The sequence below is a fragment of the Streptomyces tirandamycinicus genome (assembly GCF_003097515.1).
GTDB classification, from domain to species: domain Bacteria; phylum Actinomycetota; class Actinomycetes; order Streptomycetales; family Streptomycetaceae; genus Streptomyces; species Streptomyces tirandamycinicus.
This window is the reverse complement of the sequence record NZ_CP029188.1, coordinates 1946821-1972480: the sequence shown is the minus strand read 5'-3', so window position 1 is coordinate 1972480 and position 25660 is coordinate 1946821. Positions and strand designations below refer to the sequence as shown.

Below are 25660 nucleotides of genomic sequence, written 5' to 3'. Positions count from 1 at the left end.
CAACGGCGCCGGGGCGGTAGGCCGTTGCCGCATCGAGACCCATCCGCAACGCGTTCGTCTGCTCCTCCCGGCCGCCCCGGCACGTCAGATCCACAGATGCCGGCGATTTCAGGGGGCGGATCATGACGGCGTGGACGAGTCCGCGGGCGACTGCGCGTGCGAGTGCCGGTGCCAGCACGAGTACGAGTACGAGTACGGGTACGGGTACGGGTCCGAATGCGCGAACGCAGACGCGGAAGCGAACGGCGGAGTCGGCGGAGTCGGCGGAGTCGGGGGAATCGGGGGCATGCGCCCGCAGAACGAGGGCGCTGCTGGTGGCGATGCTCGCCGGGGCCGTACTGCTGACGGGCTGCGGTACGGGAGCGCGGGCCGAACGCACCGTTGAGGACGGCGGCCGGAGCCGCGCGGACGGCGCCCCGGCACCGGTGCCGCCCGACGGGAGAGGACGCCCCGCCGAGGACGATCGGGACGGCGGAGCAGCCGACGCGAAGGGCGGGGATAAGCGGGATGCCGCCACCGCGCCGGACCTCGTGTCCACCTTCGCCCTGGACGTGGACACGGCATCCTACGGCTACGCTCGCCGGACGCTCGCCGGGGGACGGGTGCCGGAGCCCGAATCGGTGCGGCCCGAGGAGTTCGTCAACAGCTTCGACCAGGACTATCCGCGCCCCGAGGGCAACGGCTTCTCGGTGACCGTGGACGGCGCGAGGGTGGAGGGCGGCGGCGGGGACTGGTCGCTGCTGCGGATCGGACTGGCCACCCGCCCGTCCGGCAGGACCGCCGAGCGGCCTCCGGCCGCACTGACGTTCGTCGTCGACGTCTCCGGGTCGATGGCCGAGCCGGGTCGTCTCGACCTGGTCAAGGAATCCCTCGGCATCCTCACGGACCAGCTCCGCGACGACGACTCCATCGCGCTGGTCACCTTCAGCGACGAGGCCGAGACCCGGCTTCCGATGACCCGGCTCGACGGCAACCGCGACCGGATCCACGACGCCGTCGCCGCCCTGGAGCCCACCGACTCCACCAATGTGGAGGCCGGTGTCAGCACGGGATACGACGTCGCCGTCGAGGGACGCAGGCGGGGCGCCAACAACCGCGTCGTGCTCCTCTCCGACGCGCTCGCCAACACCGGCGAGACCGAGGCGGACGCCATCCTGGAGCGGATCGGCGGCGCCCGGAAGGAGTTCGGCATCACGCTCTTCGGCGTCGGGGTCGGCAGTGAGTACGGCGACCGGCTCATGGAACGGCTCACCAACCGCGGCGACGGACACACCACGTACGTCTCCACCCCGGCCCAGGCCCGGGACGTCTTCGTCGACCGGCTGCCCGCCCACCTGGAACTGCGCGCCCGGGACGCCAAGGCTCAGGTGGCCTTCGATCCGGGAACGGTCCGGGAGTTCCGCCTCCTGGGATACGAGAACAGGCACGTCGCGAACGAGGACTTCCGCGACGACCGCGTGGACGGCGGCGAGGTCGGCCCCGGCCACGCGGTGACCGCGCTGTACGCGGTGCGGCTGAGGGACGGCGCGTCCGGCCGGGTCGCCACGGCGACCGTCCGCTGGCTCGACCCGCGCACCAGGGCGCCGCACGAGGCGGTCGGCACCGTCGACGCGGCCGGGATGGACCGCGACCTGTGGGCTCCCGGCACCTCGCCGCGACTCCAGGTCAGCGCCACGGCGGCGTACTTCGCCCAGCGCCTCCGGGGCGCTGAGACCCCCGGCGCGCCGCGGCTGGGCGACCTGGCGGAACGGGCCGACGGACTGGCGCGCCGCACGGAGGACGCCGCCGTGCAGCGGCTCGCCGAGTCGATCCGCAGCGCGGACCGGCTGATGGGGTGAGGGGCCGAGGACCCGGGGTCTCGGTGCCGGCACGGCAGGTCTCCGAGGCGCGCGGCGTCGCGGAGAAGCGGCTGTACGCCACGGTCGCCAGAGCCGCCGCACGCGCGGACCGGGAGTTGCCGGGGCAACTGGTGGCCACGCTCGCGGTGCCGGAGGCCACGGGGTGATCTTGAGTTGTCGAGTGCCGTCCGGTTGTGTCTGACCGCGGCCCGGAGCGGGAAGCCTCCCTCGGCGAACAAGACGGAGGCCACATGCACACAGCGTCAGACACCGGGATTCACCGGGTGCTCGGAGCCTGGCAGGCAGTGTCGTTCACGGCCGAAGGGCCCGACGGGACCGAATACCCTCTGGGCCGGCCCGTCCAGGGACTGCTGATCTACACCGTGGACGGCCAGATGTCGGTCCACCTCTCCGGCCCGGGCGGCTACATCGGCTACGCGGGCACCTACCAATGGCTGGGGGACCGGGTGGTCCATCGCACGCTGCTCGGGACCCCTCCCGAGTGGGCCGGAGCGGAATTCCTCCGCTGGGCCACACTCACCGACAACCAGCTGGTCCTCCGGACACCGCCGGATCCCAACGGCACCGTCCTGACCGTCGTCTGGCACCGGCCACCAGGCCTGGAGTCAAACCGATGACCACCAGCCGTCCCACCGGCATCGAACGGGCGTCTCACGACGCAACGGTCTTCCTCTTTCCCGGCCAGGGCAACGACCCCCGAGGTGCCCTGACAGGGCTGCGCCGGGCCATCGCCCAACACCGGCCGACACTCTGGGACAAGGCGGATCAGGTACTCGACGACATCGACCGTACCGCCGCGGCGCACGGCTACGGACCAACCCGCGCCGTACTGCTCGCCGCACGCCCGACCGCCGACCTCGATTACGGCATGCCGCAACTCGCGCAGTTCGCCGCCTCCACCGTCCTCTCCCACCTCCTGCAAGACAGCGGCCTGCGCCCGCAGACCATCGTGGGACAGAGCCTGGGTGAATACTCCGCTTTGATCTGTGCCGGCGCCTTCACCGTCGCCGAGGGAACCCGCATGGTCTGCGTGATGAACACGCACTACCGCGAATTCGTGGGACGCGGTGCGATGGTCCTGGTCCGGGCAGACGAGGAGGCCACCCGCACGCTGCTGACCGCCACCCACCCAGACCTCGCGGTGTCCTGCCTGAACGCACCGCAGCAGACCATCGTCAGTGGCCCCACCGAGGCCATCGCCGCCCTGCTCGCCCGTAATGCTTCCGGCGCACCGCGTCTGCACAAACTCTGGCTGCCCTATGCCTCACACCACCCGTCGCTGCGGAAGGTCCTCGACTTGTTCCTCGACGACACCAGCGACCTGCGACAACGCCCCCTGCGTATCCCCGTCATCTCTCCCACCCTCCGACGTGCCTACACCGACGCCGACGATTTACGCGAAGGCATCATCGAGAACACCATCAAACCCCTATACCTGATGGAAACCCTGCACAGCTTCGACCCTCCCGGCCAGCGGCTGTTCGTCGAAGTGGGAATCGGAGACAGCCTCATCCGCTGCCTCAAGACACTGCTGCCCGCCGCCCGCACCTTCACCCCTCTCACCACGCAGTCCAACGGAAACCAGACGAACTTCCTGGCCCGCCTGGCGAACGAGGCACAGATTCGGACCGCGGATGGACCGGGGGATCTAGGCCTTCTCACAAATGACCATCTGTGAGAGTTCTGCGAGAGCCCCCGGAGCGATCACATTTCCGCAGGTCGCCACTCGCAAAAGACCTCTCGAAACCGGCGCGTTGTGCGAGGCACTTCTGAGCGGCCGCCGCCATGGATTTGACGCCCGATCAGGCGGCATCGGCGGTAGAACGTCACGACTGCCCGAACTGTGACGCGCCCGCTGGCAGCGCCTGCCGGATCCGCGGCGGCGAGACCGCCGCGAAGTACCACACCCCCCGATTCGTCCGCGACGGACGACGACCTGCCGCTGAGGCCCAAGCCCGTCCGCATCCGCCGACCCGAGGTCCCGCTCACCCCCGAGGGGATCGACCTCCGCAACCGCCTCCAGGCGCAGCCGCACCCGAACGCCGGAGACTCCCGTGGCGCCCGGATACGGCCGCCGGTCCAACGGGGAGGCACCCGCCGGAACGGTTCACCGGCCGGGCAGCTCCTCCCCGCAGCGGCTGCAGTAGCGGGCGTCGGACTCGCCCGCCAGGCGCCCGCACTCCGTGCAGACCCGGCCCAGCAGACACGCGGCCTCGCCTCCCCCGGGCGCCCCCGCGGCCGCCTTGATGGCCAGTCCGGGACGCCGGCGGTGCACGCTCAGCTGCACCAGGCCCCCGGGCCCCGCCCGCAGCGCCCGTCGGCTGCCGCGCGGCAGCCAGACCACCGAGCCGGCGGCCACGTCCTGCGACCGGCCCTCCATTTCCAGGACCCCGTCACCCGCGGCCACGTACAGCAGCACATCGAGGTCGGGTTCCACATGTCCGGCTATCCGGCCGCCGGCGGGCAGGCGCACCACGTTCGCGTCGAGCTGGCGGGACTCCTCCGCCAGGCGCCACAGCGCGCCGGCCCGGTCCGGGGGCAGATCGGCGGTCAGCTCGTCCAGCAGTGCGAGCACGCCCGGCCGGGGAGTGGGCGCCATGTGTCGTTCCTTCCGCGCTTGTGTCCCCATGGATCCCTCCGGACCCCAAAGCCCCGCATGCTACCCCCTGTTGCGCACCCGGCCGAGCCGTGCAGGCCACGCCCGCCGCCCGCACCGGGAGCCCTCGGGGACGGCCGCCCTTCGGCCCGCGCTGGGCCGAGCGGGTGAGCCGCCCCGCCGTGGCCGTGCCGTGGTGACGGTGCCGTGCGGAGGGATGCGCATACGGTCGTCTCGTGCTCTTTACCGTCCGCACCCCACACCGCGGTGCCGCACCCCGCTCCGGAGCCGCGCCCGAGCCCGACTGCGGAGCCGGCCCCGCGTCCCGCCCCGGAGCCGCCCCGCCACGACCGGACAGCCCGCCGCACGCCGCCCCGTGAGGCTCCGGGCAAGCCCGGCTCCCGTCCCGTACGCCGACCTTTCCGAGGAGCCCCCGTGTCCCGTCCCCTCCACTCCCGAGGAGTGCGGCGCATCACCCTGGACGCCGCCGGTCTGCCGCTGTCCGCTCTGCTGGCCGTCCCGGCGGGCACGCCGCGCGCCACGGTCGTCGCGCTGCACGGCGGCGGCATGAACGCCGGCTACTTCGACGGCCAGGCGGATCCCGGCCTGTCCCTGCTCACTCTCGGGGCCCGCCTCGGGTACACCGTGCTCGCCCTGGACCGCCCCGGCTACGGCGCCTCCGCCGAACGGCTGCCCGAGGGCCAGACCCTCGCCGAGCAGGCCGCGTCACTGAGCGCCGCGCTGCACGGCTTCACCGCCGGTCACCCGTACGGAGCAGGCCTGTTGCTGCTCGCCCACTCCTACGGCGGAAAGCTCGCGCTCACCGCGGCCGCGCGGTCCGTCCACGACCGGCTGCTGGGGCTGGACATCTCCGGCTGCGGTCACCGTTACGACGTCACCCCGGAGGAGCTGCCCGACGAGGGCGCCCACGGAAGCCGCAGACTGAACTGGGGTCCGCTCGGCCTGTACCCGCCCGAGACCTTCACCGCCGCCGCCTCGGTCGTGGCCGGGATGCCCGTGCGGGAGCGTGTGGAAGCGGCCCGCTGGCCCAAGGAGTTCCCCGCCGTCGCCGCGGACGTCCGCGTCCCCGTCCGGCTGACCTTCGCCGAGTTCGAGGCCTGGTGGCGCCATGACGAGGAGGCCGTCACCGAGCTGAGGGCGCACCTCGCCGCGCCGCGTGTCGTCGTGGACCGGCTGCCGGGCGCCGGCCACAACATCAGCCTTGGATGGGCGGCACGCGCCTACCATCTGCGGGCGCTGGGCTTCCTGGAGGAGTGCCTGCAGTCTTCCGCCGGCGGTGTGCCGGACGCGTCCGGCACACCGCCCGAGCCACGCGCGGCGGCGGTCTGATCCGTGACGGGCCCGTTCCGTTCGCTGGCGGTACGCAACTTCCGGCTCTTCGCCGCCGGACAGGTCGTGTCCGTGGCCGGCACCTGGATGATGATCGTCGCCCAGGACTGGCTGGTGCTCGGCCTGACCGGCGACTCGGCCCGTGCGCTCGGCATCGTGACGGCCCTTCAGTTCGCCCCGCTGCTGCTGCTGACCCTCCTCGGCGGCCGCCTGGCGGACCGCCACGACAAGCGGCTCCTGCTGACGGCGGCCAACGCGATCTCGGCGGTCCTCGCCCTGCTCCTCGCCGGCCTCGTGCTGAGCGGGGCGGTACGCCTGTGGCACATCGGGCTCTTCGCCCTGGGCCTCGGTGTCGTCAACGCGGTCGAGGTGCCCGCCAGGGTGTCGTTCGTCAGCGAGATGGTCGGCGCGGATCTGCTGCCGAACGCGTCGGCCCTCAGCGCCGCGTACTTCAGCACCGCCCGTGTCGCCGGGCCGGCCCTGGCCGGGCTGATGATCGCCGCCCTGGGGACGGGCTGGGTGATGCTGCTGAACGCGGCGAGCTATCTGGCGACGGTGGTGGCCCTGCGCATGATGCGGCCGGGGGAGCTGCACCGCGGCGCCCCCGAGAGCCGGGCGCGGATCGTGGACGGGCTCCGTCACGTCCTGGCCCGGTCCGACCTGGTGCTGCCGCTGGCGCTGCTCGCGGTCGTCGGGCTGTGCGGGCTCAACTTCCAGCTCACCCTCCCGCTGCTGGCGAAGACCGTGTTCGGTGCGGACGCGGACGCGTTCGGGCTGCTGACCGCGGCGTTCGCCGCCGGCTCACTCGCGGCCGCGCTCGTCACCACCGCCCGCCGCGGCCGCCCGTCCGGCCGGACGGTGGTCGTGTCGGCGCTCCTGTTCGGGGCGCTGGAGACGGTGGCCGGGTGCTCGCCCGGGTTCGCGGCCGCCATGGTGCTGCTCGCGCTCACCGGCTTCGCCTCGATCTACTTCGTACAGGCGGCGAACCACCGCATCCAGCTGGGCAGCGACCCTCGTTACCGCGGCCGCGTCATGGCGCTCTACGCCCTGATCCTCCAGGGGTCCACCCCGCTGGGCGCGCTGGGCACCGGATGGCTCGCCGAGCGCTTCGGAGCCCGCTCCGGGCTCGTCGTGGGCGGACTGGTGTCGCTGGTGGCCGCGTTCGCGGCGCTGCTGGCCGAGCGGGCCACGGGGCGCGACGCCGACCGGGACGGAACCGGAGCGGCGGATACCGCACCCCGCCCGCCCCCGGCGCAGGAGGCACCGGAGCCGTCGCGGCATCCCGAGCCCCCGGACGGGCCGGATCTCAGGGAACGGGACCGGACGGCCTGACGGGTCCGCCGTGCGCGGACGGGAACCGGTCCGAGGCATCGCCGGGCTCAGCGGACGGATCCCCGTGCACCTCCCGTGCGGAAGGGGCCGCACGGCCCAGCCGGTGCGCATACGCTGCGTGGGGCGCACTGCCTCAGCCGACGACCGGGGAACCCACGTGAGCGACGAACTGACCAAGCCCAGCGCACCGGCGCCGCCCGGTCGGCCCCGGCGGAAGCCCGCCGTCGGCGGGTCGTCCGCGTCCGGCGGGTCGTCCGCGTCCGGCGGGTCCTCCGCATCCGGTGAGGGCTCCGCGTTCGGCGGAAAGCCGTTCCTGTACGTCGTCGTCTGCGCCGCGGGGGTCGCGGGCGGTGTCGGCAAGCTCATCACCGCGGCACAGGAGCGGAACTGGGACGTCGGGGTCGTCGCCACCCCCCAGGGCCTGGAGTTCATCGACCGCCAAGCGGTGGAGGCCCAGACCGGACACCCGATCCGCTCGGCCTGGCGGCGGCCCGGCGACCCTCGCCCGCTGCCTCCCCCGGACGCGATAGCGGTGGCCCCCGCCACCTTCAACACCATCAACAAGTGGGCGGCGGGGATCTCCGACACCCTGGCGCTGGGCATCCTGTGCGAGTCGTACGGCTCCGGTGTCCCGGTCGCCGTGCTGCCGTGCCTGAACGCGGCGCAGGCCGCCCACCCCGCCTATCGGCAGAGTCTGGAGCGGCTGCGGGCGATGGGCGTGCTGATCGGTTCCCACGAGCCGTCCGTGCGGCCGGAGACCGGCGGAGCCGACGTGTTCCGCTGGGAGGAGGCCCTCGAACTGCTCGCGCCGGAGCGGGCTCCCTGATGCAGAGGCCGCGCGGCCGCCGTACCACTCCCGGTACGGACGGGCATCCGTTTGCCCGTTCGTCCATTCGTCCGCCCGTACGAACGGGCGGGCTGAACCGGCAGGCCCCCGAGCCGGGTCTGCGACCGTCAGCCCGGGTGCTGACACGGCCCCCTCCGCTTCCCGGCCCCGACGCCGTGTGCGTCCGGCCCGGGCGTGACACACCGGAGAGGCGCGCCAGGCGTCCTCCCACTCGTGGATCGGCGTCGGCAGCTCATAGAGCCGTCCGGGTCTCGTGGCTCTCCTCCTGGGGGTCTCCTCCTGGGACTCTCCTCTTGGGGTTACTCGACGGCCGGCGACCGGTCGTCCGGCTCGTCGTAGGGCGGGATGCGAGCGGCCCTGCTCTCCGCGATCTTCAGCAGGTCCGTCACCGCCTCGCACAGGCGGCGGGTGATGAACAGGAGCTCTTGAGGCGTGGGATCCACATGGTCCACGACCATTGAGAGAGCCAGGTCACGCAGGACGGCGGCCGTCTCGATCTGCTCGGCCTCCACCCTGTCGGCGAGACGCGAGAGCATCGTGGACGTTCCGTCCGTGACGAGATGCGCAGGGTTGCCCTCCGGGCCAGGCCAGGGAAGCAGCGGGATCCGCCGGATTCCGCTCATGCCGTCGCGCCGTGGAAGTCGACGCCGGCCGCGAAGTCCTGGCCGAGAGCCGCCAGCACGGTGGCACGTCGGCGGTCCCTCCGCCCTCGCCGCTCCTGCTCCTGCTCCCATGCGATGAGGTACGGACGGACCAGCGCCCCGTCTTCCCCGCGCAGGATCTGTGCGCGCAGGGCGGTGAGGGGAGGCCAGTGAGCGGGACGTTCCACACCCAGCGGTCGGCGAGTGACGATCAGGCGCCGGGCCCGGGTGTCCGCCGTGCCGCGGTTGGGCGGAGCGTGAGTACCCCTCGGCGCGGTCCGTGCCCGGCGCTTGCCGGTCGATGGCATGAGCCATGAGAGGAGGAGTAGGGCCAGTAGAGTTCGCACGTCTGCACTCTCCTTGTTGCTGTGCGGGCCATGCCCCGGGGCCGCTTGCATCGGTCGCCGGGCTCCTTTCGTTGGTGCTGGGCGTGCTGCGTACTCCCTCCCAGCTTACGCGCTACCGCGTTACCGCACTAGCGCACTAGCGCGAAACCGCGATAGCTCATTGTCGCGATAGCGCGGAGTCTGGAGTGATGAACCTTGATCGCTCCGTGCCGGTCTGGCCGCAGGTTGCGGACGACCTTCGCCGCCGACTCGACGCGGGGGAGTGGGGGCCAGGCGACCGCTTCCCCGGCACCGTTGACATCGCCGCTCAGTACGACGTCAGCCAGTCCACTGCGCAGAAGGCGGTAGCCGCCATCCGCTCCGAGGGCAGGTTGAGGACCGTCCTGGGGCAGGGCTCGTTCGTCTGCGAGAGCTGATCCCCACCGCCTGCTCCACAGGGCCCGATGCGGCCTCGGCGGCCTGGGGCTCGCCGGGTGGGCACCTCGGCGGCTGCCGGATTGCCTCTGGCGAGCGCCGGACCGGACAGCCGGTCGACCTGCGCGGCGGGTACGGAACGCGGTGTGCCCACCTGTGTCTTCGCTGGTCACTCGCGAACGAATGCCGTCAAAACGCTTGGCCTCAGCTCCGGGGGGCCTTTGGCTGACTACCGCCCCTCCTGCCTTCGTCCCGGCTCATGGGGACCGGGGGAAGCCACGTTCGCGGCATCTCAGTCGACACAGAACTCGTTGCCCTCGATGTCCAGCATCGGGATGCACGCGTCATTGCCGTCGTACAGCGTTCGCACGTGTACCGCACCGAGCGGGACCAGGCGTGCGCATTCCGCCTCAAGCGCGGCGAGGCGCTCCTCGCCCACGAGGCCGGTGCCGACCCGTACATCAAGGTGCACCCGGTTCTTGGCGGCCTTCCCCTCGGGGACGCGCTGGAAGTGCAGCCGCGGGCCCACACCTGAGGGGTCGAACGCAGGCGAACCAGGAATCCCGCTGCCGCGAGAGTGACGGCGCTGATGGCCATCTCGGCGGGCAGTTCGTCGGCGTCGATCCACTTGCGCAGGATCATGATGTTGGTATCGAGCAATCCCTGCCGGTGCTCAACGGGTATAGGGGTCTTCCAACTCCTGCTCGACGGCGGCGTCCTGGTCTTCGCGGAGGGCGTCCAGTGAGATGTCGGGGGTGGTGCGTGACATGGCCGCGAACTCGGCACGGGGGACGAAGCGGCGACGGCGGCGGAGCGGGATCAGCTCGCAGGCACGGTGCCCGTCGCGGGTGACGGTGAACGCCTGTCCTCCCTGGACGGCGTCCATGATCTCCTTGGAGCGGGTGCGCAGATCGCGCTGAGTGATCTCCGGCTGCGCTGCCATGCTGTCCACGATAGCGAGGGTGTGCTACCCGGTGCTACATCGTTGCCCGCGGTCGTGAACAGGCGGAGGCGCCTGCTCGTGGAGCGGTGTGCATCCGGACATGAAAGAGCCCCTCACGCGTTTCCGCAGGTGAGAGGCTGTATGCGCCCCCGGCAGGACTCGAACCTGCGGCCAAGCGCTTAGAAGGCGCCTGCTCTATCCACTGAGCTACGGGGGCCGGATGTGGCCTCGGCGGCCTGGAGCCCCGGGTCGACCGTGACCTTGCCGGGACAAGGATAGGGCTCCGATCGCCCTGCCCCGGATGCTTCACCTGCGTGGCATCATGTGGAGGTTCGGTGAAGCGAACCGATAATCGCAGGCAGATGCGATTCTCGCAGCGGTTTTTTCGCCTCACACCTCGGGTGTTGTGCACTCGTTATGCCTGCACCCCACTCGTCCCGTCTGTCCCGTTGTTCTGATCGGCGCGCAGGGGGGCTCATACGCTTCAAAAAACCTCCAAAATTGGGCATTCTTCGCATGTGGTGACCATGGAAGTACGGCCTCAGCTCATCGACGCACTCTCCGCCCTGCGCGACCGAGTCGCAGCCGTGCGTCTTCCACTCCCCATTCCCGGAGCTCCGCGGGCGCGGCGGACGAGAGCCGAGCTGCTCGCGCAACTCGACGACTATCTGGTGCCCCGGCTGAAGGACCCCGACGCGCCGCTGCTCGCCGTCGTCGGCGGATCGACCGGAGCCGGCAAGTCCACTCTGGTCAACTCGCTCGTCGGCCGGCGGGTGACCGAGGCGGGGGTGCTGCGGCCGACCACGCGCACGCCCGTGCTCGTCTGCCACCCGGACGATCGCCACTGGTTCGCCGACATGCGCGTACTGCCGGACTTCACCCGCGTGTGGCTCCCGCAGCAGGACGAGACGGAGCAGCCGCCCGGAGCCGCCCGCGACCGGACGAAGACCAAGGCCAAGCCCGAGGAAAGGGCGCTGCGGATCGAGACGGCGGTGTCCCTGCCGCCCGGACTGGCCCTGCTCGACGCGCCCGACATCGACTCCCTCGTCGTCGAGAACCGGATCATGGCCGCCGAGCTGATCTGCGCCGCGGACGTATGGATCATGGTCACCACGGCCTCGCGCTACGCGGACGCGGTCCCCTGGCATCTGCTCCGTACGGCGAAGGAGTACGACGCCATGCTGGTCACGGTGCTCGACCGGGTGCCGCACCAGGTGATCAACGAGGTGTCCCGGCAGTACGCGGCCCTGCTGACCAAGGCCGGGCTCGGGCACGTACCGCGGTTCACGATCCCCGAACTGCCCGAGTCCGCGGGCGGCGGCCGGGGGCTGCTGCCCGACACCGCCGTCGCCGCGCTGCGCGACTGGCTGGCACACCGGGCCCTGGACCCCGCCGCGCGTCAGCAGACGGTCGTGCGCACCGCCGCCGGGGTCATCGACTCGCTGAACGCCCGGATGCCGGAGCTCGCGGGTGCCGTGGCCGCACAGTACGCCGCCGCCGTCCGTCTCGCCGCCGCCGTCGAGCAGGCCTACGGGGTGGAGACCGAGCGGGTGCGCAAGCAGGTGCAGCGCGGCGCCGTCCTCACGGGCGACGCACGCACCCGGTGGCGGGGCTATCCGCGCGACAGTTCCGCGGGCGAGCTCCTCGACGCGCTCGCGGAGGGCCTGACCGCCCTGCTGCAGTGCGCGGTCGCCGCCGCCGACGAGCGGCTCCAGGAGGCATGGCGACGCGAACCGGCCGGTCCCGCCCTGGCCCGGCACTCGCGTGCCGACGGGGAGACGCCGGAGCGCATCGGCATGGCCGTACGGCGCTGGCGGCGGGTCCTGGAGGAACTCGCCGAGGAGGAAGTACGCGGTATGGAACGCTCCGCGGCGCCCGACCCGGAGGTGGTCGCCGCGCTGCTCGCCACCGCGCTGCTCGGCGGCCGGAGGGCCAGGGCCGCCGGGGACCTGCTGGCGGAGCGGATGGGTGCTCAGGGCGCTCTCCGGCTCCGCGACCGGGGCGGGGAGCTGGTGACCACGTACATCGAACGCGTCGTGAACGAGGAGCGTGACCGGCGCCTTGCGCCGCTCGACTCCCTTGAACTGTGCCCGGAGCCGCAGGCCGAGTTGATCGCCGCGCTGTCCGTACTGCAGAAGGAGAGGTGACCGCGGTGACGGCAGTCACAGGCGAGACCGAGGGCCGTAGCCCGGGGTCCGGAGCCGGGCAGGGGGCCCCGGATGCGTCCGGGGCGGAGAGCGAGCCGGGCGACCGGGACCACGCCGCGGCCGATGCCCCGGCCGACTCCACGGCTGACTCCCCGGCCGGCTCCGTGGCCGGTTCCGCAGCCGGTTCGGCGGGCCACTCCGCGGCCGAGGCACCGGCGCCCGGCAGCCGCCTCGACGAGGAGGGCCGCCCCGAGGGCGGGCACGCGACCCCCCGGGGCGGGGCGCGGGCCCGGGCCGCCGGCGAGGACGGCACGTCGGACCCGGAACCGCGGAGCGCGGAGAGGGACGCCGATGCGGGGAACGCCACCGAGGGGAAGAACGGCGGCGCGGAGCGGAACACCGTGGGGGAGGGCGGCGTTCCGGGGGACGACGACGAGGACCGGTGGGACGACGGACTCATCGCGCGCCGTGCCGCCGAACCGTCGGAGCTCGCCGGGGACGACGGGTCGCTGGTCGGGGACGAGCGGCACGTGCCCATCGGCGGCCCGTACGCCGCCCCGCTGCGCGGCAGACTGGACGCGCTCCGCGAGCTCGTCGGGCTCTCCCGCACCCGCCTCGACGAGAAGGCCCTGGCCGAGGCGGGCCGGGTGCTCGACGAGGCGGCGGCGCGGCAGCAGCTGTCGGCGCGGCACACCGTCGTCGCCATCGCGGGCGCCACCGGCAGCGGCAAGTCGACGCTCTTCAACGCCCTTGCCGGGGTGCCGATCTCGGAGACCGGGCTACGCCGTCCGACCACGTCGGCACCCATCTCCCTCAGCTGGTCCGAAGGAGCCGCCGGGCTGCTCGACCGGCTGGCCATTCCGCCCCGGCTGCGCCGCAGGCCCCTCGCCGGCGGAAGCGGCGACGAGGCGCTGCAGGGCCTCGTCCTGGTGGATCTCCCCGACCACGACTCCGCGATGACGGTGCACCGTGACCAGGTGGACCGGGTCCTGAAGCTCGTCGACGCGGTCATCTGGGTCGTCGACCCGGAGAAGTACGCGGACGCGGCACTCCACGAGCGCTATCTGCGGCCCCTCGCGGGGCACGCCGAGGTCACCTTCGTCGTCCTCAACCAGATCGACCGGCTGCCGGGCGACGCCGCCGACCAGGTGCTCGACGACCTGCGCAGACTGCTCGACGAGGACGGGATGGCGGTCGGCGAGCACGGCGAGCCCGGCGCGACCGTCCTCGCGCTGTCGGCCCTCACCGGGGAGGGCGTCGGCGAGCTGCGCGAACTTCTCGGACGGCTCGTGCAGGAGAAGACCGCCGCGGCCCGCCGGGTCTCCGCCGACATCGACGCGGCAGCGGACCGGCTGAAGCCGATGTACGTCGCCGACGGCCGCCCCGGGCTCAGTGAGCGTGCCCGGGACGACTTCACGGCCAGGCTGGCGAACGCCGTCGGCGCCACCGCCGTCGGCGAGGAGGCCGAACGCCGGTGGCGCAGGAACGCAGGGCGGGCCTGCGGGACACCGTGGCTGCGGCTGTGGCGCTGGTACGGACGCGTGCGCATGCCCGGCGGGAGTCTGCCGCAGCCCGAGCAGCCGGCGGAGGAGGAGCTCACGGCCCGTCAGCGGGTCGAGCAGGCGGTACGGACGGTGGCCGACGACGCGGCTCACGGACTGCCGGCTCCGTGGGCGCAGGCCGTGCGCGAGGCGGCGGTGCGCGGTGCGGACGGACTCCCCGAGGAACTCGACGACCTGGCCGCCGAACTGGGCACGCCCAGCGGCCGTCTGCCCCGGCCGGCGTGGTGGCCGGCGGCCGTGCTGGTGCAGGTGTGCATGACCCTGCTGCAGGTCTTCGGTGGTCTGTGGCTGGTGGGTCAGATCATCGGGGTCCTGGAGCCGGGGCTCCTCCCGCCGGTGCTGGTGATGCTCGCCGGGATCATCGGCGGGCCGCTGGTGGAGTGGGCGTGTGCGGCCGCCGCCAGGGGACCGGCGCGACGTTACGGGCAGGACGCGGAGCGGCGCCTGCGGGAGGCCGCGGCGGCGTGCGGCCGGGCGAAGGTGCTGGACCCGATCGCGGCGGAGCTGCTCCGCTACCGGGAGGTGCGGGAGCAGTACGGGGCGGTGTCCTTCAGACGCTGAGTCGCGGACCGGCGCGCGGTGCGTGCCGGTGAGGGGGGCCGGGCCCGTGCCGTTGAGGGGGGCCAGTCGCGTGCCGGCGAGGGGTGAGGGCCGGTGCACAGGCTGAGGAGCGGCAGTCGCACGGGCCGGTGTACGGACTGGTGGACCGGCCGGTGTACGGATGGCGGGTGGCGAACGCGCTTCAGGTCCTGCCGGGAACAGCCGGTGGGATGTGGCCGGGAGCCTGCCGAGCCTGTGGAAGCCCGTCGGGAGCACCCTGTCACCCGGGAGAGCGGCGGGGTTTTCCACAATCCCGCTCCCGTCCACAGGCGGCAGCCGGAATGCTCCTCGCGGCCCAGTATGGGATGCGTCGGCGCGACGGTGCGCGGACGCCGGACACGGGCAACGAAACAGGGGGAACGTCATGACCGACGTGATGGTGACGCTGGCGGGGAATGTCGCGACTGCCGTGGAATACCGGGAGTCGGCGACCGGGGGCAGGGCGCGCTTCCGGTTCGCCGTCCCCTCGCGGAGGTGGGACCGGCAGCGGGACGGCTGGGCCGACGGGCCCACGAGCTTCTACACGGTGTGGGCCTGGCGAGCGCTGGGGGCGAATCTCGCGGCATCGGTCGCGGTGGGTGAACCACTGGTCGTGCACGGTCGTCTGAGGGTGCGTGAGGAGGAGTGGGAAGGCAGGCTCAGGACGTCGGTCGACATCGATGCGGTGGCGGCCGGGCACGACCTGGCACGCGGGACGTCGGCATTCCGCCGTGTGACGAGAGCGGAGGCACGGCTGACGGGACGGCAGGCCGTCACGACGGAGGCCGCGGCCCCGCCGCCTGCCCCGCCGCCCGGCGCGCCCGCAGCGGTGCCGCCGTTTCCGGCGGCCCCGGCCGAGTCTGCGCCCCCGACGGTCGCGGCGGATGTGCGGGGTCTCTCCGCTCCTACGGCTGCCGTGTCTCCCGCCGAGGCGGCAGGGGATCCGTTCGGGCCCGGCCCGTCGGACCCGGTGGGCCGGAGCCCGGGCCGGTCGGGTGCCGCCTCGGGGCGGGCGCGTGGGCGCGCGCGAAGTACCGGTAGCACCGTGACCGGTCCGGAGCCAGTCCCGGGTCGGGCAGCCCATGCCGGGCGGGGAGACGCTTGCGGCAACGCGTCCGGCGCTCGCATCGCGGAGCCCGCGGGTGTCCCCGGTCCGCCCTGAATCGCGACCGTGGAGATTTGTCGACAGCCGAAGGGGTGCGCCGTCGGTGATAACGATTCCGATTCGGAATGGTTGTCTGACGGTATGACGGGGGATCGGGCCGCATCACATCCTTAGGATTCCTCAATATTCACGGGGCACTTGAGTCTGCCGGCGAGGCACTCCCCCCACGCACCCCACGCCAAAGGGCCTCGCTCGAAGGGGAATTCTGTGTTGACTGCGCTCTCTGTACGCGGGCGGGGCGCCGCCCGGCTCGCCGTGATGGCCCTGGTGTCCGGTCTGCTGGCGGCGGGCGGCATGGCCTCAGCCGGACCGGCGGCCGCCGAGGACCTCCCCCAGCACCAGGGCGGCGCGACGGCGACGCTGGACGGCCTGACCACCTTCGACCGGGCCGTCCTGCACGACGGCGGACGGCGGCACGAACTGCCCGCCGGGATGTTCGAGATGACCGTCGACGGCGGGGGCAGACTCAAGACGTACTGCGTGGACATACACAACCCCACGCAGGAGCAGGCCAGATACCTGGAGACGCCCTGGGAGCAGACCTCGCTCGGCGCCAACGGCGCCGCGGGGAAGATCCGGTGGATTCTGCAGCACTCCTACCCGCAGGTCGACGACCTGACGGCGCTGGCCGAACGGGCCGGTAGCGGACCGCTGACCGAGCGGACCGCGGCGGCCGGCACCCAGGTCGCGATCTGGCGGTACTCGGATGGAGCCGAGGTCGAAGCAGTCGATCCGGCGGCAGAGCAGCTGGCCGACTGGCTGGAGAAGGAGGCCGAGGACGTCCAGGAGCCCCGTGCCTCGCTGAGCCTCGAGCCGAACGCGGTCTCGGGGAAGGCCGGCGGGCGGCTCGGGCCGATCACGGTACGCACCGACGCCGACCGCGTCACCGTGACACCGCCCGCGGACTCCGCGGCCAGCGGCGTCATCGTGACGGACGAGGCGGGAAGCCCCGTCAGTACCGCGGTCGACGGCAGCAGGCTGTACTTCGACGTGCCGGACGGTGCCACCGACGGCAGCGCCGCGCTGAGTCTGCAGGCCACCACCAGTGTGCCGGTGGGGCGGGCGTTCTCCGGGGTGACCAAGAGCCAGACTCAGATCCTGGCAGGCTCCAGCCGTTCCAGCGTCTCCGCGACGGCCACCGCCACCTGGGCCGAGCAGGGCCCGATACCCGCTCTCACGGCGAGGAAGAACTGTGCCGGGGGCGGCATCGACATCACGGCCACCAACAAGGGCGACGAGAAGTTCACCTTCACCTTGCAGGGGCTCGAGCATGCGATAGCCCCCGGTGAGACCCGCACCGTGACCGTCCCCGTCCCCGAGGACCAGGCCTACGACTTCACGATCACCGGGCCGGGTGGTTTCTCGAAGAACTTCAAGGGCGTGCTGGACTGCAAGACCACCGGCAGCGCCGTTCCGGTCCCGGAGGAGCCGGCGCCCCAGCCCAGCGCCTTCTCGGCCGGCGGCACGGGCATCGACGACAACCTCGCGGCGACCGGCGCCTCCGGTGCCACCCCGGTCATCGCGGGCGCAGCCATCGGACTCGTGGTGGTCGGCGGCGCCGTGATGCTGTTCGTACGCAGGAGGAAGGCACCCTCCGCGCCCACCACGGAGGACTGAGAGGACCGCCGGGGCGCCTTTCGCCGCGCAACGTCTTGCGGTGGGCGACGACGAGACGGAGCGAACCGCGTGTGCAGCAGGCTCCTCATCTTGGCGCGAGCGTTTGGAGCCAACCGGTGAGCGCGGAGAAGTCGGCCTCCTCCAGGCCCCTGGCCGGGTCGACACGGTGAAGAAGCGACGGCCCGGGGTGGCCGGCGGCGACCCACTGGCGGTCCATCGCGCCGATCTCATCGTCGACCCAGATGAACGGCCGGCCGTTGGCCCACTCGACAAGGCGGCGGGTCTTCCAGTGCAGGCCGCGCGGGCCCTTCCCGGCATCCATGTCGGCATCCACGTCGGCGTCCATGTCCGGCCAATGCGCCACGGGCAGCTTGGGCAGTCCGATGCGTGGGGCGACGGTCTGGTTGGCCTCCTCCATCCACGTCGTGGCCCATACGAGGTGGCAGCCCAGAGCCATGAGACGCGCTCCGATCCCCGGGTCGAGCCGCATCAGCAACGGATTTCCCTGATCGGCAGGCACAGCGGCGCCGTGCCGGTGGCCAGGCGATGCCCCGAACGGGATGAGCGGACCATCGACGTCGAGGAACAGGAGGGGGCTCTCCGTGGGGCCTGTCACGTTGGCACGATAGCCGGGGCGGCCTCGGGCCAGGCCGTCCGCGGGCCGTCAGAGGGCCGTCCGCGGCGGATCAACTCCGGCGTCGGATACAGGGAGTGATGGACTGGCTACCCGCAGGGTGGCGAAGGGGCAGGTCGCGGGCGCCGCGCCATACGGGTTTCGTTCCCGGGGTGGCGGTCAGGCAAGATGGGGTGTATCTGCCCACTCACTGATTGCCGGACGGTTTCTCTTGGCTGAGTACATCTACACCATGCGCAAGACGCGCAAGGCGCACGGCGACAAGGTGATCCTTGACGACGTCACGCTGAGCTTCCTGCCCGGTGCGAAGATCGGTGTGGTTGGCCCGAACGGCGCCGGCAAGTCGACCGTGCTGAAGATCATGGCCGGTCTTGAGCAGCCCTCCAACGGTGACGCCTTCCTCTCGCCCGGTTACAGCGTCGGCATCCTGCTGCAGGAGCCCCCGCTCGACGAGAGCAAGACGGTTCTGGAGAACGTCCAGGACGGCGTCGCCGAGGTCAAGGGCAAGCTCGACCGGTTCAACGAGATCGCCGAGCTGATGGCCACCGACTACTCCGACGCGCTGATGGAGGAGATGGGCAAGCTCCAGGAGGACCTGGACCACGCCAACGCCTGGGACCTCGACGCGCAGCTGGAGCAGGCCATGGACGCGCTGGGCTGCCCGCCCGGCGACTGGCCGGTCAACAACCTCTCCGGTGGGGAGAAGCGCCGCGTCGCGCTCTGCAAGCTGCTGCTGGAGGCCCCCGACCTGCTGCTGCTCGACGAGCCCACCAACCACCTGGACGCCGAGTCCGTCCAGTGGCTGGAGCAGCACCTCGCCAAGTACGCGGGCACCGTCGTCGCCATCACCCACGACCGGTACTTCCTGGACAACGTCGCCCAGTGGATCCTCGAGCTGGACCGCGGCCGCGCCCACCCCTACGAGGGCAACTACTCCACGTACCTGGAGAACAAGGCCGCGCGTCTGAAGGTCGAGGGCCAGAAGGACGCCAAGCGCCAGAAGCGCCTCAAGGAAGAGCTGGAGTGGGTCCGCTCCAACGCCAAGGGCCGGCAGGCCAAGTCCAAGGCGCGGCTCGCCCGTTACGAGGAGATGGCCGCCGAGGCGGAGAAGACCCGGAAGCTGGACTTCGAGGAGATCCAGATCCCGCCGGGCCCGCGCCTGGGCAGCGTGGTCGTCGAGGTCGAGAACCTCAGCAAGGCCTTCGGCGAGAAGGTCCTCATCGACGACCTGAGCTTCACCCTGCCGCGCAACGGCATCGTCGGCGTCATCGGCCCGAACGGCGCGGGCAAGACCACGCTGTTCAAGATGCTCCAGGGCCTGGAGAAGCCCGACGCGGGCCAGATCAAGGTCGGCGACACCGTCAAGATCAGCTACGTCGACCAGAGCCGCGAGAACATCGACCCCAAGAAGACGCTGTGGGCCGTCGTCTCGGACGAGCTGGACTACATCAACGTCGGCCAGGTCGAGATGCCCTCCCGCGCGTATGTGTCGGCCTTCGGCTTCAAGGGGCCGGACCAGCAGAAGCCCGCCGGTGTGCTCTCCGGCGGTGAGCGCAACCGCCTCAACCTCGCGCTCACCCTGAAGCAGGGCGGCAACCTGCTGCTCCTCGACGAGCCGACGAACGACCTCGACGTGGAGACGCTCTCCTCGCTGGAGAACGCCCTCCTCGACTTCCCGGGCTGCGCCGTGGTCGTCTCGCACGACCGTTGGTTCCTCGACCGGGTCGCCACGCACATCCTGGCGTACGAGGGCGAGTCGAAGTGGTTCTGGTTCGAGGGCAACTTCGAGTCGTACGAGAAGAACAAGATCGAGCGGCTCGGTCCGGACGCGGCCCGTCCGCACCGCGCCACCTACAAGAAGCTCACCCGGGGCTGAGGCAGGCTGCACGTGGCTCGCCATATCTACAGCTGTCCCCTGCGCTGGTCGGACATGGATGCCTTTGGGCACGTCAACAACGTGGTCTTCCTCCGCTATCTGGAGGAGGCCCGCATCGACTTCATGTTCCGGCTGGCGCCGGGGAACGGCTCCCCGTCGTTCTCCGGCGGGTCCGTCGTGGCCCGTCATGAGATCGACTACGTACGTCCGCTCGTGCACCGCCACGAGCCGGTGACCGTCGAGTCCTGGGTGACGAAGATCGGCGCGGCGTCGCTCACGATCGCCTACGAGATCAAGGACCCCGGCCAGGTGTACGTACGGGCCTCGACCGTCGTCGTCCCGTACGACCTGGCGGCCGGGCGCCCGCGCCGGATCACCGCCGAGGAGAAGTCCTTCCTCCGGGAGTACCTGGACGAGGGCCGGGGCGTGAAGGACGCGCTCGCGGCATGACCGCGCCCGTGCAGACCCTTCGGCTGGCCGACGCCCGGGAGGCGGCGGACCTCGCGGCCTTCCTCGGCCGCCTGATCCACTACGACCGGGCGGCCGCGGTGCGGCTGCAGGCCGGCGGGGGCGCGCTGGCCGTGTTCGGCCGGCCGCCGTCGTTCGAGGTCCTCGCGATCCGGACGGCGCGGCTGGCGGAGCCGGTCGAGCTGGACGTCACGGTGTCGGCGGGCGAACTGCTGGAGTCCGTCGAGGGCTCGACGCTCGCCGTGCCGCCCGCCGTCACCGGACCCCCGTGGGCCGGTGTGCTGCCTCCCCGGCGGGGCTGGCGAGAGCTTCCGGGCCTGCCCGCCGCAGACCGGCTGCGGGGTGCGGTGGCCGCGGCGGTCGCCGAATTCCGCGCACGGGACGAGGCGTTGCCCGCCGGGCGGCGCACCCGGGCCGAACGCGACCGGATCGGCCGCGAGATCTGGTCCAGGCCCCTCGGCGACACGGGGCTGCCGCTCCGGGCCGTCCACGCCGCCTGGTCGCTGGGCTTCCTGCGCCCCACCCCGGACGACGCCCCGGGGCCCGCGCTGCTGGCCGCGGGCGGCTGGCTCAGGCTGCGCACGCCGTTCGGGTCGGTCGCGGTACGCGGGGCGGGGCTCGGCGGCCTCAACGTCACCCCGGTCTGATCCCGGTCTGATCCCGGCCCCGCCGGCCCCTTCGGCCACGCCCGGTTCGGGCGCGGCTCCGGCACGTCCGGACCGGAACCGGGCGCCGGTCCGCCCGCCCGCCCACCGGCCGGTCCGGCTCCGGTTCCGGAGGAGGCCGCTCAGGTTGCCGCCTTGCCGCCTCGTCGCCGCAGTCCCGGTTCCGGCCGTCCGCAAGCCGGCCGGCGGTGGCCCGGAGTGACCGGGCGGTGCCGACTCGTGCCGGTCCGGGGAGCGGTGACCTCTTGTGCGGGGAGCCGATTGCGCAGAGTGCCGACTGCGCGGAGGGCCGATTGCGCGGAGGGCCGTGGGAGGGTCAGCCCGCCGTGTTCACCATCGACGCCGCGGCGTAGGTGAGGTAGTCCCAGAGCTGCCGCTCGTGCTCCTCGGAGAGGCCGAGTTCGTCGACGGCGGCCCGCATGTGCCGGAGCCAGGCGTCGTGCGCGGCCCTGTCGACGGTGAACGGGGCGTGGCGCATGCGCAGGCGGGGGTGGCCGCGGTTGTCGCTGTAGGTGCGCGGCCCGCCCCAGTACTGCATCAGGAAGAGCGCGAGGCGCTCCTCGGCCGGGCCCAGGTCCTCCTCCGGGTACATCGGCCGCAGCAGCGGGTCCTCGGCGACGCCCTCGTAGAAACGCCGCACCAGGCGGCGGAAGGTCTCCTCGCCGCCGACCTGCTCGTAGAAGGTCTGCTCCTGAAGCGTGCCCCGCGGAATCTCGTTCACCGCTCCATGGTCTCAGACGGACCGGAGGAGGACCCGGGCCCTAGGACCCCCGGCGGGCAGGCGCACGCGGAGCGGCATCGGGCCACCGGGCAGGGTCCGCCGCGGCCGGGCGGGGACCGCCCGGCGCCGTGGTGAGCGCAGAGGTGCTCGCCTCCCGTGCCGGCCCGCAGCACAGTGGAGGCATGGGAGCGGACCAGGACGCGCGCGGGGTACGGGACCCCTGTGCCGGGCCCGCCGCCGAGGCGCGCGCGGCGCTGGTGCGAAGGATCGCCGCGACCGGGGTGCTGCGGGACCCGGCCTGGCGGGCGGCCTTCGCGGAGGTGCCGCGCCATCTGTTCGTGCCGTACTACTACGTGCCGACGTTCGCCGGGTACGAGCGGCTCTGGTCGGGCGACCCCGATCCGGGCCGGCGCGAACGCTGGCTGAGGGGCGCGTACGCCGACGGACCCCTCGCCACCCGCATCCGCGAGGGCGAACTCGTCTCCTCCGGAAGCCGGCCCTCCCTGATGGCCCGGATGCTGGACGCGCTGGAGGCGGCGGACGGGCACCGCGTGCTGGAGATCGGCACCGGGACCGGCTACAACGCCGCGCTGCTGGCGCACCGGCTCGGGGACCCGCTCGTGACGACCGTCGACGTGGACCGGGAGATCGCCGACTCCGCGCGCGACCACCTCGCCGCCGCCGGATACCACCCGGCCGTGATCACCGGGGACGGTGCCGGCGGCTGCCCCGGGCGCGCCCCGTTCGACCGCGTCATCGCCACCTGCGCCCTGCCCTCGGTGCCGCGCGCCTGGCTGCCGCAGTGCGTGCCGGGCGGGCTGGTCCTCGCCCCGCTCGCCAACGGGCTGGCCGTGCTGCGGGTGCGGGACGAGGGGCACGCGGAGGGGCGCTTTCTGAACTCGCCCGCGTACTTCGTCCCGCTGCGCGGAGGCGGGCAGGTCAGGACAACCCCGCCGCATACCGGCGGGCTGCCGCGACGGGTGGTGGAGAGCGAGCAGTTCCGTTTCCTGCTCACCCTGACCGCGGGCGTACTCGACCCGCACGAAGCGCTCGCGCTCTGGCAGCGCGAGGGCCGGCCGGAGCGGGAGCGCTTCGGGGTCACCGTGAGCGGGGACAGCCAGTGGGCGTGGCTGGACGACCCCGAAGGGCCGTACGCCTGGCCCCTCGAAGCGCCCGGCTCCGCCGGGTGACCGGGCTCAGCCCCGGCGGATGGTGATCGTCGTCCAGGCGCCCACATGCACCCGGTCGCCGTCCCTCAGGGGCACGGGGACGTAGGGCTGGATGGGGTCCTCGGCGCCGTTGACCGTGGTGCCGTTCGTGGAGTTCTGGTCGACGACGGCCCAGGAGCCGTCGGGCTGCTGGACCAGTACCGCGTGCTTGTGCGAGACGCCCGGGTCCTCCGGCGGCACCGACAGGTCTATGTCGGGCGACTCGCCGGTGGAGTGCCGGCGGCGGCCGATGGTGATCTGGTCGCCGGAGAGCGCGAGCTGCTGCTCCGGCGAGTACGCGGGCAGGTTCAGCCCGGCCGCCTCGGGGCCGCTGCGCTGCATCATCGCCATGAAGTACTCGCGGTCGGGAGCGATGACCGCCGTCCAGCCCGCGGGCTCGTAGGGACTCTGCGGCGGTGGGGGTGCCTGCGGCTGCCCCCCCGGCCGCTGCGGGGCGTGCGACTGCGGGGGCGGAGACAGCATCCAGTCGTCGTCACCGGCGCCCCGCGGCTGCTGCGGCGGAGCGGGGACGGCCTGCGGGAAGCCGGCGGGCGCCGGCGGGCCGGACGGGAACCCGTGCTGCGGCGGGGCCGGCAGACCGAACTCGGGCGGGCCCGGGGGGCGCTGCTGTCCGGGCGACTCGGAGACGTCCTCGGAACCGGACGTCCCCGGCCGCGGGAACGGTGGCGGGGGCGGGGGTCCTCCCTGCGGCGGGCGGGGCGCCGGGGGTTCGCCGCCGAGCGGCTCGGCGGGCCGGTTCACCTGCGAGGGCCGCGAGCTCTGGTACTCGAACGGGTCCGGCGGGCGCGGCGGTTGCTGTGCCTGGAAGCCGGGCGGCAGGTTCAGCCCCGACGGCGGACCGCCGTGGCCCGGCCGGTGGGGCGGGGCCACCGGGGTGTACGACGTCGCCGTGTTCGTGAGGAAGTTCCAGCGGCACTCCTCGCAGAACGGGGCCAGCGGCTCGCGCGGCGTGCGGCACTGCGGGCACAGCTCCGCCTGGGCGGTGGCGTTCGGGTCTCCGGGACCCGGGTACCCGTAGCCCGGTGCGGGCGGCGGCGAAGGGGCCGGCGGCGGAACCGCGCCCGCCGGAGCCCCCGCCCCGGCCATGCGATGGCCGCAGACCTCGCACCAGTCGTCGGAACCCGACTGGTGTCCGTTCGGGCAGGTCGGCATGTCGGCGCTTCCCCCTCTCCTCCGTCCGGCGGCGGGCCGGACTCCTTGGTGCACTCTTTCGTTTGTCGACCGCTGTCGGCTGGTCGGTGATCGCTGCGTGATCTACTTCTTCACGCGAACTGTCTTCGTGGAGCGCGTTTCGAGTGTCATCTCGTCCGCTTCCGTGACCCTTGCCTTCAGCCGCACAGTACCCGTCGCCGCGTCGACGACGTCCACCACCTTCGCCAGCAGCTTCGCGGTGTCCTCGTTGCCGGAGGCCGCCGCCAGTTGCACGGCGCGGCCGAGTTTCGCGGTGGCGTTGTCGAAATCTCCCGACTTGCGGGCGTCCAGGCCCTGCTGGATGACCTGTGCCAGTTCGGCCTGGCCGGTGTAGTGCGCGACCTGGGGGTTGATGGCGGTCGAAGCCGCCATGTCGTCGGTCCACACCGCCCGCACGAGCCCCTGGGCGAGGGGCCGCGGGGTGCCACCGGCCGGCTCCGGGATGATCAGCGACGCCCGGGCCGCCAGCATCTCCCTGCCGACGCCCGCCTCCGGCACCCGCACGCACACGTGGTAGTCGCGGGACTCGTCCCCCCAGGAACCGGTCGGATAGTCGCCGAAGCGGGCCCCCACCTCCGTGCGTCTGCCGGTCAGATCCTCGACCGTCGGCGCCACCTGCTTCACGAACGCGATCTCCGCGCCGACGGGGGTCCACAGCCGCAGGGTCACGTCCGCGACCTCCTTGCCCATCGCGTGCTCCATCATCCTGGTGAAGTCCGCGGCGAGCCCGGACGGATCCGCGACGATGTCGGCCGTGCCGAGTAGCGCGGAGGCGATGCCGGTGACCTCCTTGACCTCCCAGTCGGTCCCCACGCCGCGCGCGTCGCAGGTGAAGCGCCCCGCGCAGGCCTCCAGGGCGGCCCGCAGGGCCTCGGGCGTCTCGTGCTCGTTGCGGCCGTCGGTGAGCAGGATGCCGTGCCGGATCGGCACGTCGGCGCCGCCCAGCAACCGGTCCGCCAGCCGCAGCCAGGTGCCGATCGCGGTGCCGCCGCCGGCGCTCAGTCTGCGCAGCGCCTCCTTGGCCCGGGCCCGCGTCGTCGCGTCCGCCGTCGCCAGCCGACCGCCGCCCGGGTACACCTCGGTGGCCAGGTGCGTTCCCGAGACCACGGCGAACGCGGTGCCGTCGCGCAGGGTGTCGACCGCCGCGGCCGTGGCGTCACGGGCGTTGCGCATCTTGGTGGGCGGATAGTCCATGGAGCCCGAGCAGTCGACCATCACCACCACGGCTGCGTCCGTCCGCCGTCCCGGCAGGGAGGAAGCGGAAGCGGAGGCTCCGGTGAGGGGGATGCCGCCGTTCGTGCCGCCGCCGGTGGAGGTGACCGTCACGATCGCGTTCACCTCGCGCCCGCCCTCGGGCAGAAACTCGTTCTGGTACACCTCGACCGAGAACAGCGGCGCGTTCGACTTGGAGAAAGTGGCCATCCGAACTGGCTCCTCGATGCTCAGCTGGGCAGACAGACATGGCGTAGGGGTGCCG

Annotated in this window: 24 protein-coding genes, 1 tRNA gene and 2 pseudogenes; 16 read left to right on the top strand and 11 right to left on the bottom strand. The window is 72.6% G+C overall.

What is annotated here, in order from left to right:
- Positions 1 to 320: 320 nt before the first annotated feature.
- From DDW44_RS08735 to DDW44_RS08725, 4 genes are all read left to right on the top strand, one after another.
- The gene (locus tag DDW44_RS08735; RefSeq protein WP_244224194.1) at positions 321 to 1838 is read left to right on the top strand and encodes a vWA domain-containing protein; all 1518 of its coding nucleotides are present in this window, start codon (positions 321 to 323) and stop codon (positions 1836 to 1838) included.
- A gap of 23 nt (positions 1839 to 1861) precedes the next feature.
- Positions 1862 to 2005 carry a hypothetical protein gene (locus tag DDW44_RS32005; RefSeq protein ID WP_166802814.1) on the top strand — a complete coding sequence of 48 codons (144 nt, stop codon included), beginning with the start codon at positions 1862 to 1864 and terminating at the stop codon, positions 2003 to 2005.
- Between the two features lie 84 nt (positions 2006 to 2089).
- The gene (locus tag DDW44_RS08730; protein ID WP_244223985.1) at positions 2090 to 2476 is read left to right on the top strand and encodes a lipocalin-like domain-containing protein; all 387 of its coding nucleotides are present in this window, start codon (positions 2090 to 2092) and stop codon (positions 2474 to 2476) included.
- Positions 2473 to 3537 (top strand): ACP S-malonyltransferase, encoded by a 1065-nt coding sequence (locus tag DDW44_RS08725; protein WP_108906067.1) that lies wholly within the window; start codon positions 2473 to 2475, stop codon positions 3535 to 3537. Before DDW44_RS08730 ends, DDW44_RS08725 begins: the two co-directional genes overlap by 4 nt.
- Before the next feature lie 429 nt (positions 3538 to 3966).
- Here the strand turns inward: DDW44_RS08725 and DDW44_RS08715 are convergent, their stop codons facing one another.
- Positions 3967 to 4458 (bottom strand): cupin domain-containing protein, encoded by a 492-nt coding sequence (locus DDW44_RS08715; protein ID WP_108906066.1) that lies wholly within the window; start codon positions 4456 to 4458, stop codon positions 3967 to 3969.
- Positions 4459 to 4917: 459 nt separating this feature from the next.
- On the opposite strand from DDW44_RS08715, the gene DDW44_RS08710 reads away from it, so the two are divergent.
- From DDW44_RS08710 to DDW44_RS08700, 3 genes are all read left to right on the top strand, one after another.
- Positions 4918 to 5805 carry an alpha/beta hydrolase gene (locus DDW44_RS08710; protein WP_108906065.1) on the top strand — a complete coding sequence of 296 codons (888 nt, stop codon included), beginning with the start codon at positions 4918 to 4920 and terminating at the stop codon, positions 5803 to 5805.
- 3 nt (positions 5806 to 5808) lie between these two features.
- Positions 5809 to 7137 (top strand): MFS transporter, encoded by a 1329-nt coding sequence (locus DDW44_RS08705; RefSeq protein ID WP_108906064.1) that lies wholly within the window; start codon positions 5809 to 5811, stop codon positions 7135 to 7137.
- Positions 7138 to 7450: 313 nt separating this feature from the next.
- Positions 7451 to 7963, top strand: a complete 513-nt coding sequence (locus DDW44_RS08700; protein ID WP_108908770.1) for a flavoprotein — start codon at positions 7451 to 7453, stop codon at positions 7961 to 7963.
- A gap of 320 nt (positions 7964 to 8283) precedes the next feature.
- Here DDW44_RS08700 and DDW44_RS08695 read toward each other — a convergent pair whose 3' ends face one another.
- Positions 8284 to 8607 carry a hypothetical protein gene (locus tag DDW44_RS08695; protein WP_108906063.1) on the bottom strand — a complete coding sequence of 108 codons (324 nt, stop codon included), beginning with the start codon at positions 8605 to 8607 and terminating at the stop codon, positions 8284 to 8286.
- Positions 8604 to 8813: a hypothetical protein gene (locus DDW44_RS32000; RefSeq protein ID WP_166802813.1), complete on the bottom strand. Its 210-nt coding sequence runs from the start codon at positions 8811 to 8813 to the stop codon at positions 8604 to 8606. Before DDW44_RS32000 ends, DDW44_RS08695 begins: the two co-directional genes overlap by 4 nt.
- A 347-nt stretch (positions 8814 to 9160) precedes the next feature.
- Between DDW44_RS32000 and DDW44_RS08685 the strand changes: the two genes are divergently transcribed.
- On the top strand, positions 9161 to 9388 hold the full coding sequence (locus DDW44_RS08685) for a GntR family transcriptional regulator (RefSeq protein WP_108908769.1): 228 nt from the start codon (positions 9161 to 9163) through the stop codon (positions 9386 to 9388).
- 290 nt (positions 9389 to 9678) lie between these two features.
- Here DDW44_RS08685 and DDW44_RS08680 read toward each other — a convergent pair.
- From DDW44_RS08680 to DDW44_RS08665, 4 genes and pseudogenes are all read right to left on the bottom strand, one after another.
- Positions 9679 to 9955 (bottom strand): annotated as a pseudogene (locus DDW44_RS08680) (VOC family protein); the annotation flags it as partial.
- A 1-nt stretch (position 9956) separates the two neighbouring features.
- Positions 9957 to 10070: pseudogene (locus tag DDW44_RS32650) on the bottom strand (VapC toxin family PIN domain ribonuclease); the annotation flags it as partial.
- A complete protein-coding gene (locus DDW44_RS08670; RefSeq protein ID WP_166802815.1) occupies positions 10060 to 10329 on the bottom strand; it encodes a prevent-host-death protein in 270 nt (89 codons plus the stop codon). The pseudogene DDW44_RS32650 and the gene DDW44_RS08670, both read right to left, overlap by 11 nt.
- 144 nt (positions 10330 to 10473) lie before the next feature.
- Positions 10474 to 10546: transfer RNA gene (locus DDW44_RS08665), tRNA-Arg, on the bottom strand.
- Positions 10547 to 10856: 310 nt separating this feature from the next.
- On the opposite strand from DDW44_RS08665, the gene DDW44_RS08660 reads away from it, so the two are divergent.
- From DDW44_RS08660 to DDW44_RS08645, 4 genes are all read left to right on the top strand, one after another.
- Complete coding sequence (locus tag DDW44_RS08660) at positions 10857 to 12476, top strand: dynamin family protein (protein WP_018890066.1); 1620 nt, start codon at positions 10857 to 10859, stop codon at positions 12474 to 12476.
- A complete protein-coding gene (locus tag DDW44_RS08655; RefSeq protein ID WP_108906060.1) occupies positions 12473 to 14599 on the top strand; it encodes a YfjP family GTPase in 2127 nt (708 codons plus the stop codon). Before DDW44_RS08660 ends, DDW44_RS08655 begins: the two co-directional genes overlap by 4 nt.
- 160 nt (positions 14600 to 14759) lie before the next feature.
- On the top strand, positions 14760 to 15779 hold the full coding sequence (locus tag DDW44_RS33500) for a single-stranded DNA-binding protein (protein ID WP_425275626.1): 1020 nt from the start codon (positions 14760 to 14762) through the stop codon (positions 15777 to 15779).
- 261 nt (positions 15780 to 16040) lie between these two features.
- Positions 16041 to 17399 carry a Cys-Gln thioester bond-forming surface protein gene (locus tag DDW44_RS08645; protein ID WP_244224193.1) on the top strand — a complete coding sequence of 453 codons (1359 nt, stop codon included), beginning with the start codon at positions 16041 to 16043 and terminating at the stop codon, positions 17397 to 17399.
- Between the two features lie 85 nt (positions 17400 to 17484).
- On the opposite strand, the gene DDW44_RS08640 is transcribed toward DDW44_RS08645, so the two are convergent.
- Positions 17485 to 18015 carry an HAD domain-containing protein gene (locus DDW44_RS08640; RefSeq protein ID WP_108906059.1) on the bottom strand — a complete coding sequence of 177 codons (531 nt, stop codon included), beginning with the start codon at positions 18013 to 18015 and terminating at the stop codon, positions 17485 to 17487.
- A gap of 229 nt (positions 18016 to 18244) precedes the next feature.
- Between DDW44_RS08640 and ettA the strand changes: the two genes are divergently transcribed.
- Genes ettA through DDW44_RS08625 form a run of 3 tightly spaced genes read left to right on the top strand, consistent with a single transcriptional unit; the run spans position 18245 to position 21024 of the window.
- The gene (ettA, locus tag DDW44_RS08635) at positions 18245 to 19909 is read left to right on the top strand and encodes an energy-dependent translational throttle protein EttA (RefSeq protein ID WP_017944848.1); all 1665 of its coding nucleotides are present in this window, start codon (positions 18245 to 18247) and stop codon (positions 19907 to 19909) included.
- 12 nt (positions 19910 to 19921) lie between these two features.
- The gene (locus tag DDW44_RS08630; protein ID WP_108906058.1) at positions 19922 to 20359 is read left to right on the top strand and encodes an acyl-CoA thioesterase; all 438 of its coding nucleotides are present in this window, start codon (positions 19922 to 19924) and stop codon (positions 20357 to 20359) included.
- Entirely contained in the window at positions 20356 to 21024 is a 669-nt protein-coding gene (locus DDW44_RS08625) for a DUF8010 domain-containing protein (protein WP_108906057.1), read from the top strand. The genes DDW44_RS08630 and DDW44_RS08625 overlap by 4 nt, the downstream gene beginning before the upstream one ends.
- A gap of 334 nt (positions 21025 to 21358) precedes the next feature.
- Here DDW44_RS08625 and DDW44_RS08620 read toward each other — a convergent pair whose 3' ends face one another.
- On the bottom strand, positions 21359 to 21763 hold the full coding sequence (locus DDW44_RS08620; RefSeq protein WP_017944851.1) for a globin: 405 nt from the start codon (positions 21761 to 21763) through the stop codon (positions 21359 to 21361).
- Between the two features lie 182 nt (positions 21764 to 21945).
- Here DDW44_RS08620 and DDW44_RS08615 point away from each other — a divergent pair, with 182 nt between their 5' ends.
- Positions 21946 to 22953, top strand: a complete 1008-nt coding sequence (locus DDW44_RS08615) for a methyltransferase domain-containing protein (RefSeq protein ID WP_108906056.1) — start codon at positions 21946 to 21948, stop codon at positions 22951 to 22953.
- A gap of 6 nt (positions 22954 to 22959) precedes the next feature.
- Here the strand turns inward: DDW44_RS08615 and DDW44_RS08610 are convergent, their stop codons facing one another.
- Positions 22960 to 24144, bottom strand: coding sequence for an FHA domain-containing protein (locus DDW44_RS08610; protein ID WP_108906055.1), 1185 nt, complete (start codon positions 24142 to 24144; stop codon positions 22960 to 22962).
- A 102-nt stretch (positions 24145 to 24246) separates the two neighbouring features.
- Positions 24247 to 25605 (bottom strand): vWA domain-containing protein, encoded by a 1359-nt coding sequence (locus DDW44_RS08605; RefSeq protein ID WP_108906054.1) that lies wholly within the window; start codon positions 25603 to 25605, stop codon positions 24247 to 24249.
- Positions 25606 to 25660: the final 55 nt, after the last annotated feature.

What these genes read in the sequence shown, in the direction of transcription:
- DDW44_RS08735 (WP_244224194.1), top strand. Translation starts at nt 321, where the DNA reads ATGCTCGCCGGGGCCGTACTGCTGACGGGCTGCGGTACGGGAGCGCGG.
- DDW44_RS08730 (WP_244223985.1), top strand. Translation starts at nt 2,090, where the DNA reads ATGCACACAGCGTCAGACACCGGGATTCACCGGGTGCTCGGAGCCTGG.
- DDW44_RS08725 (WP_108906067.1), top strand. Translation starts at nt 2,473, where the DNA reads ATGACCACCAGCCGTCCCACCGGCATCGAACGGGCGTCTCACGACGCA.
- DDW44_RS08715 (WP_108906066.1), bottom strand. Translation starts at nt 4,458, where the DNA reads ATGGCGCCCACTCCCCGGCCGGGCGTGCTCGCACTGCTGGACGAGCTG.
- DDW44_RS08695 (WP_108906063.1), bottom strand. Translation starts at nt 8,607, where the DNA reads ATGAGCGGAATCCGGCGGATCCCGCTGCTTCCCTGGCCTGGCCCGGAG.
- DDW44_RS08685 (WP_108908769.1), top strand. Translation starts at nt 9,161, where the DNA reads ATGAACCTTGATCGCTCCGTGCCGGTCTGGCCGCAGGTTGCGGACGAC.
- DDW44_RS08670 (WP_166802815.1), bottom strand. Translation starts at nt 10,329, where the DNA reads ATGGCAGCGCAGCCGGAGATCACTCAGCGCGATCTGCGCACCCGCTCC.
- DDW44_RS08660 (WP_018890066.1), top strand. Translation starts at nt 10,857, where the DNA reads ATGGAAGTACGGCCTCAGCTCATCGACGCACTCTCCGCCCTGCGCGAC.
- DDW44_RS33500 (WP_425275626.1), top strand. Translation starts at nt 14,760, where the DNA reads ATGGCGGGTGGCGAACGCGCTTCAGGTCCTGCCGGGAACAGCCGGTGG.
- DDW44_RS08645 (WP_244224193.1), top strand. Translation starts at nt 16,041, where the DNA reads ATGGCCCTGGTGTCCGGTCTGCTGGCGGCGGGCGGCATGGCCTCAGCC.
- DDW44_RS08625 (WP_108906057.1), top strand. Translation starts at nt 20,356, where the DNA reads ATGACCGCGCCCGTGCAGACCCTTCGGCTGGCCGACGCCCGGGAGGCG.
- DDW44_RS08615 (WP_108906056.1), top strand. Translation starts at nt 21,946, where the DNA reads ATGGGAGCGGACCAGGACGCGCGCGGGGTACGGGACCCCTGTGCCGGG.
- DDW44_RS08610 (WP_108906055.1), bottom strand. Translation starts at nt 24,144, where the DNA reads ATGCCGACCTGCCCGAACGGACACCAGTCGGGTTCCGACGACTGGTGC.
- DDW44_RS08605 (WP_108906054.1), bottom strand. Translation starts at nt 25,605, where the DNA reads ATGGCCACTTTCTCCAAGTCGAACGCGCCGCTGTTCTCGGTCGAGGTG.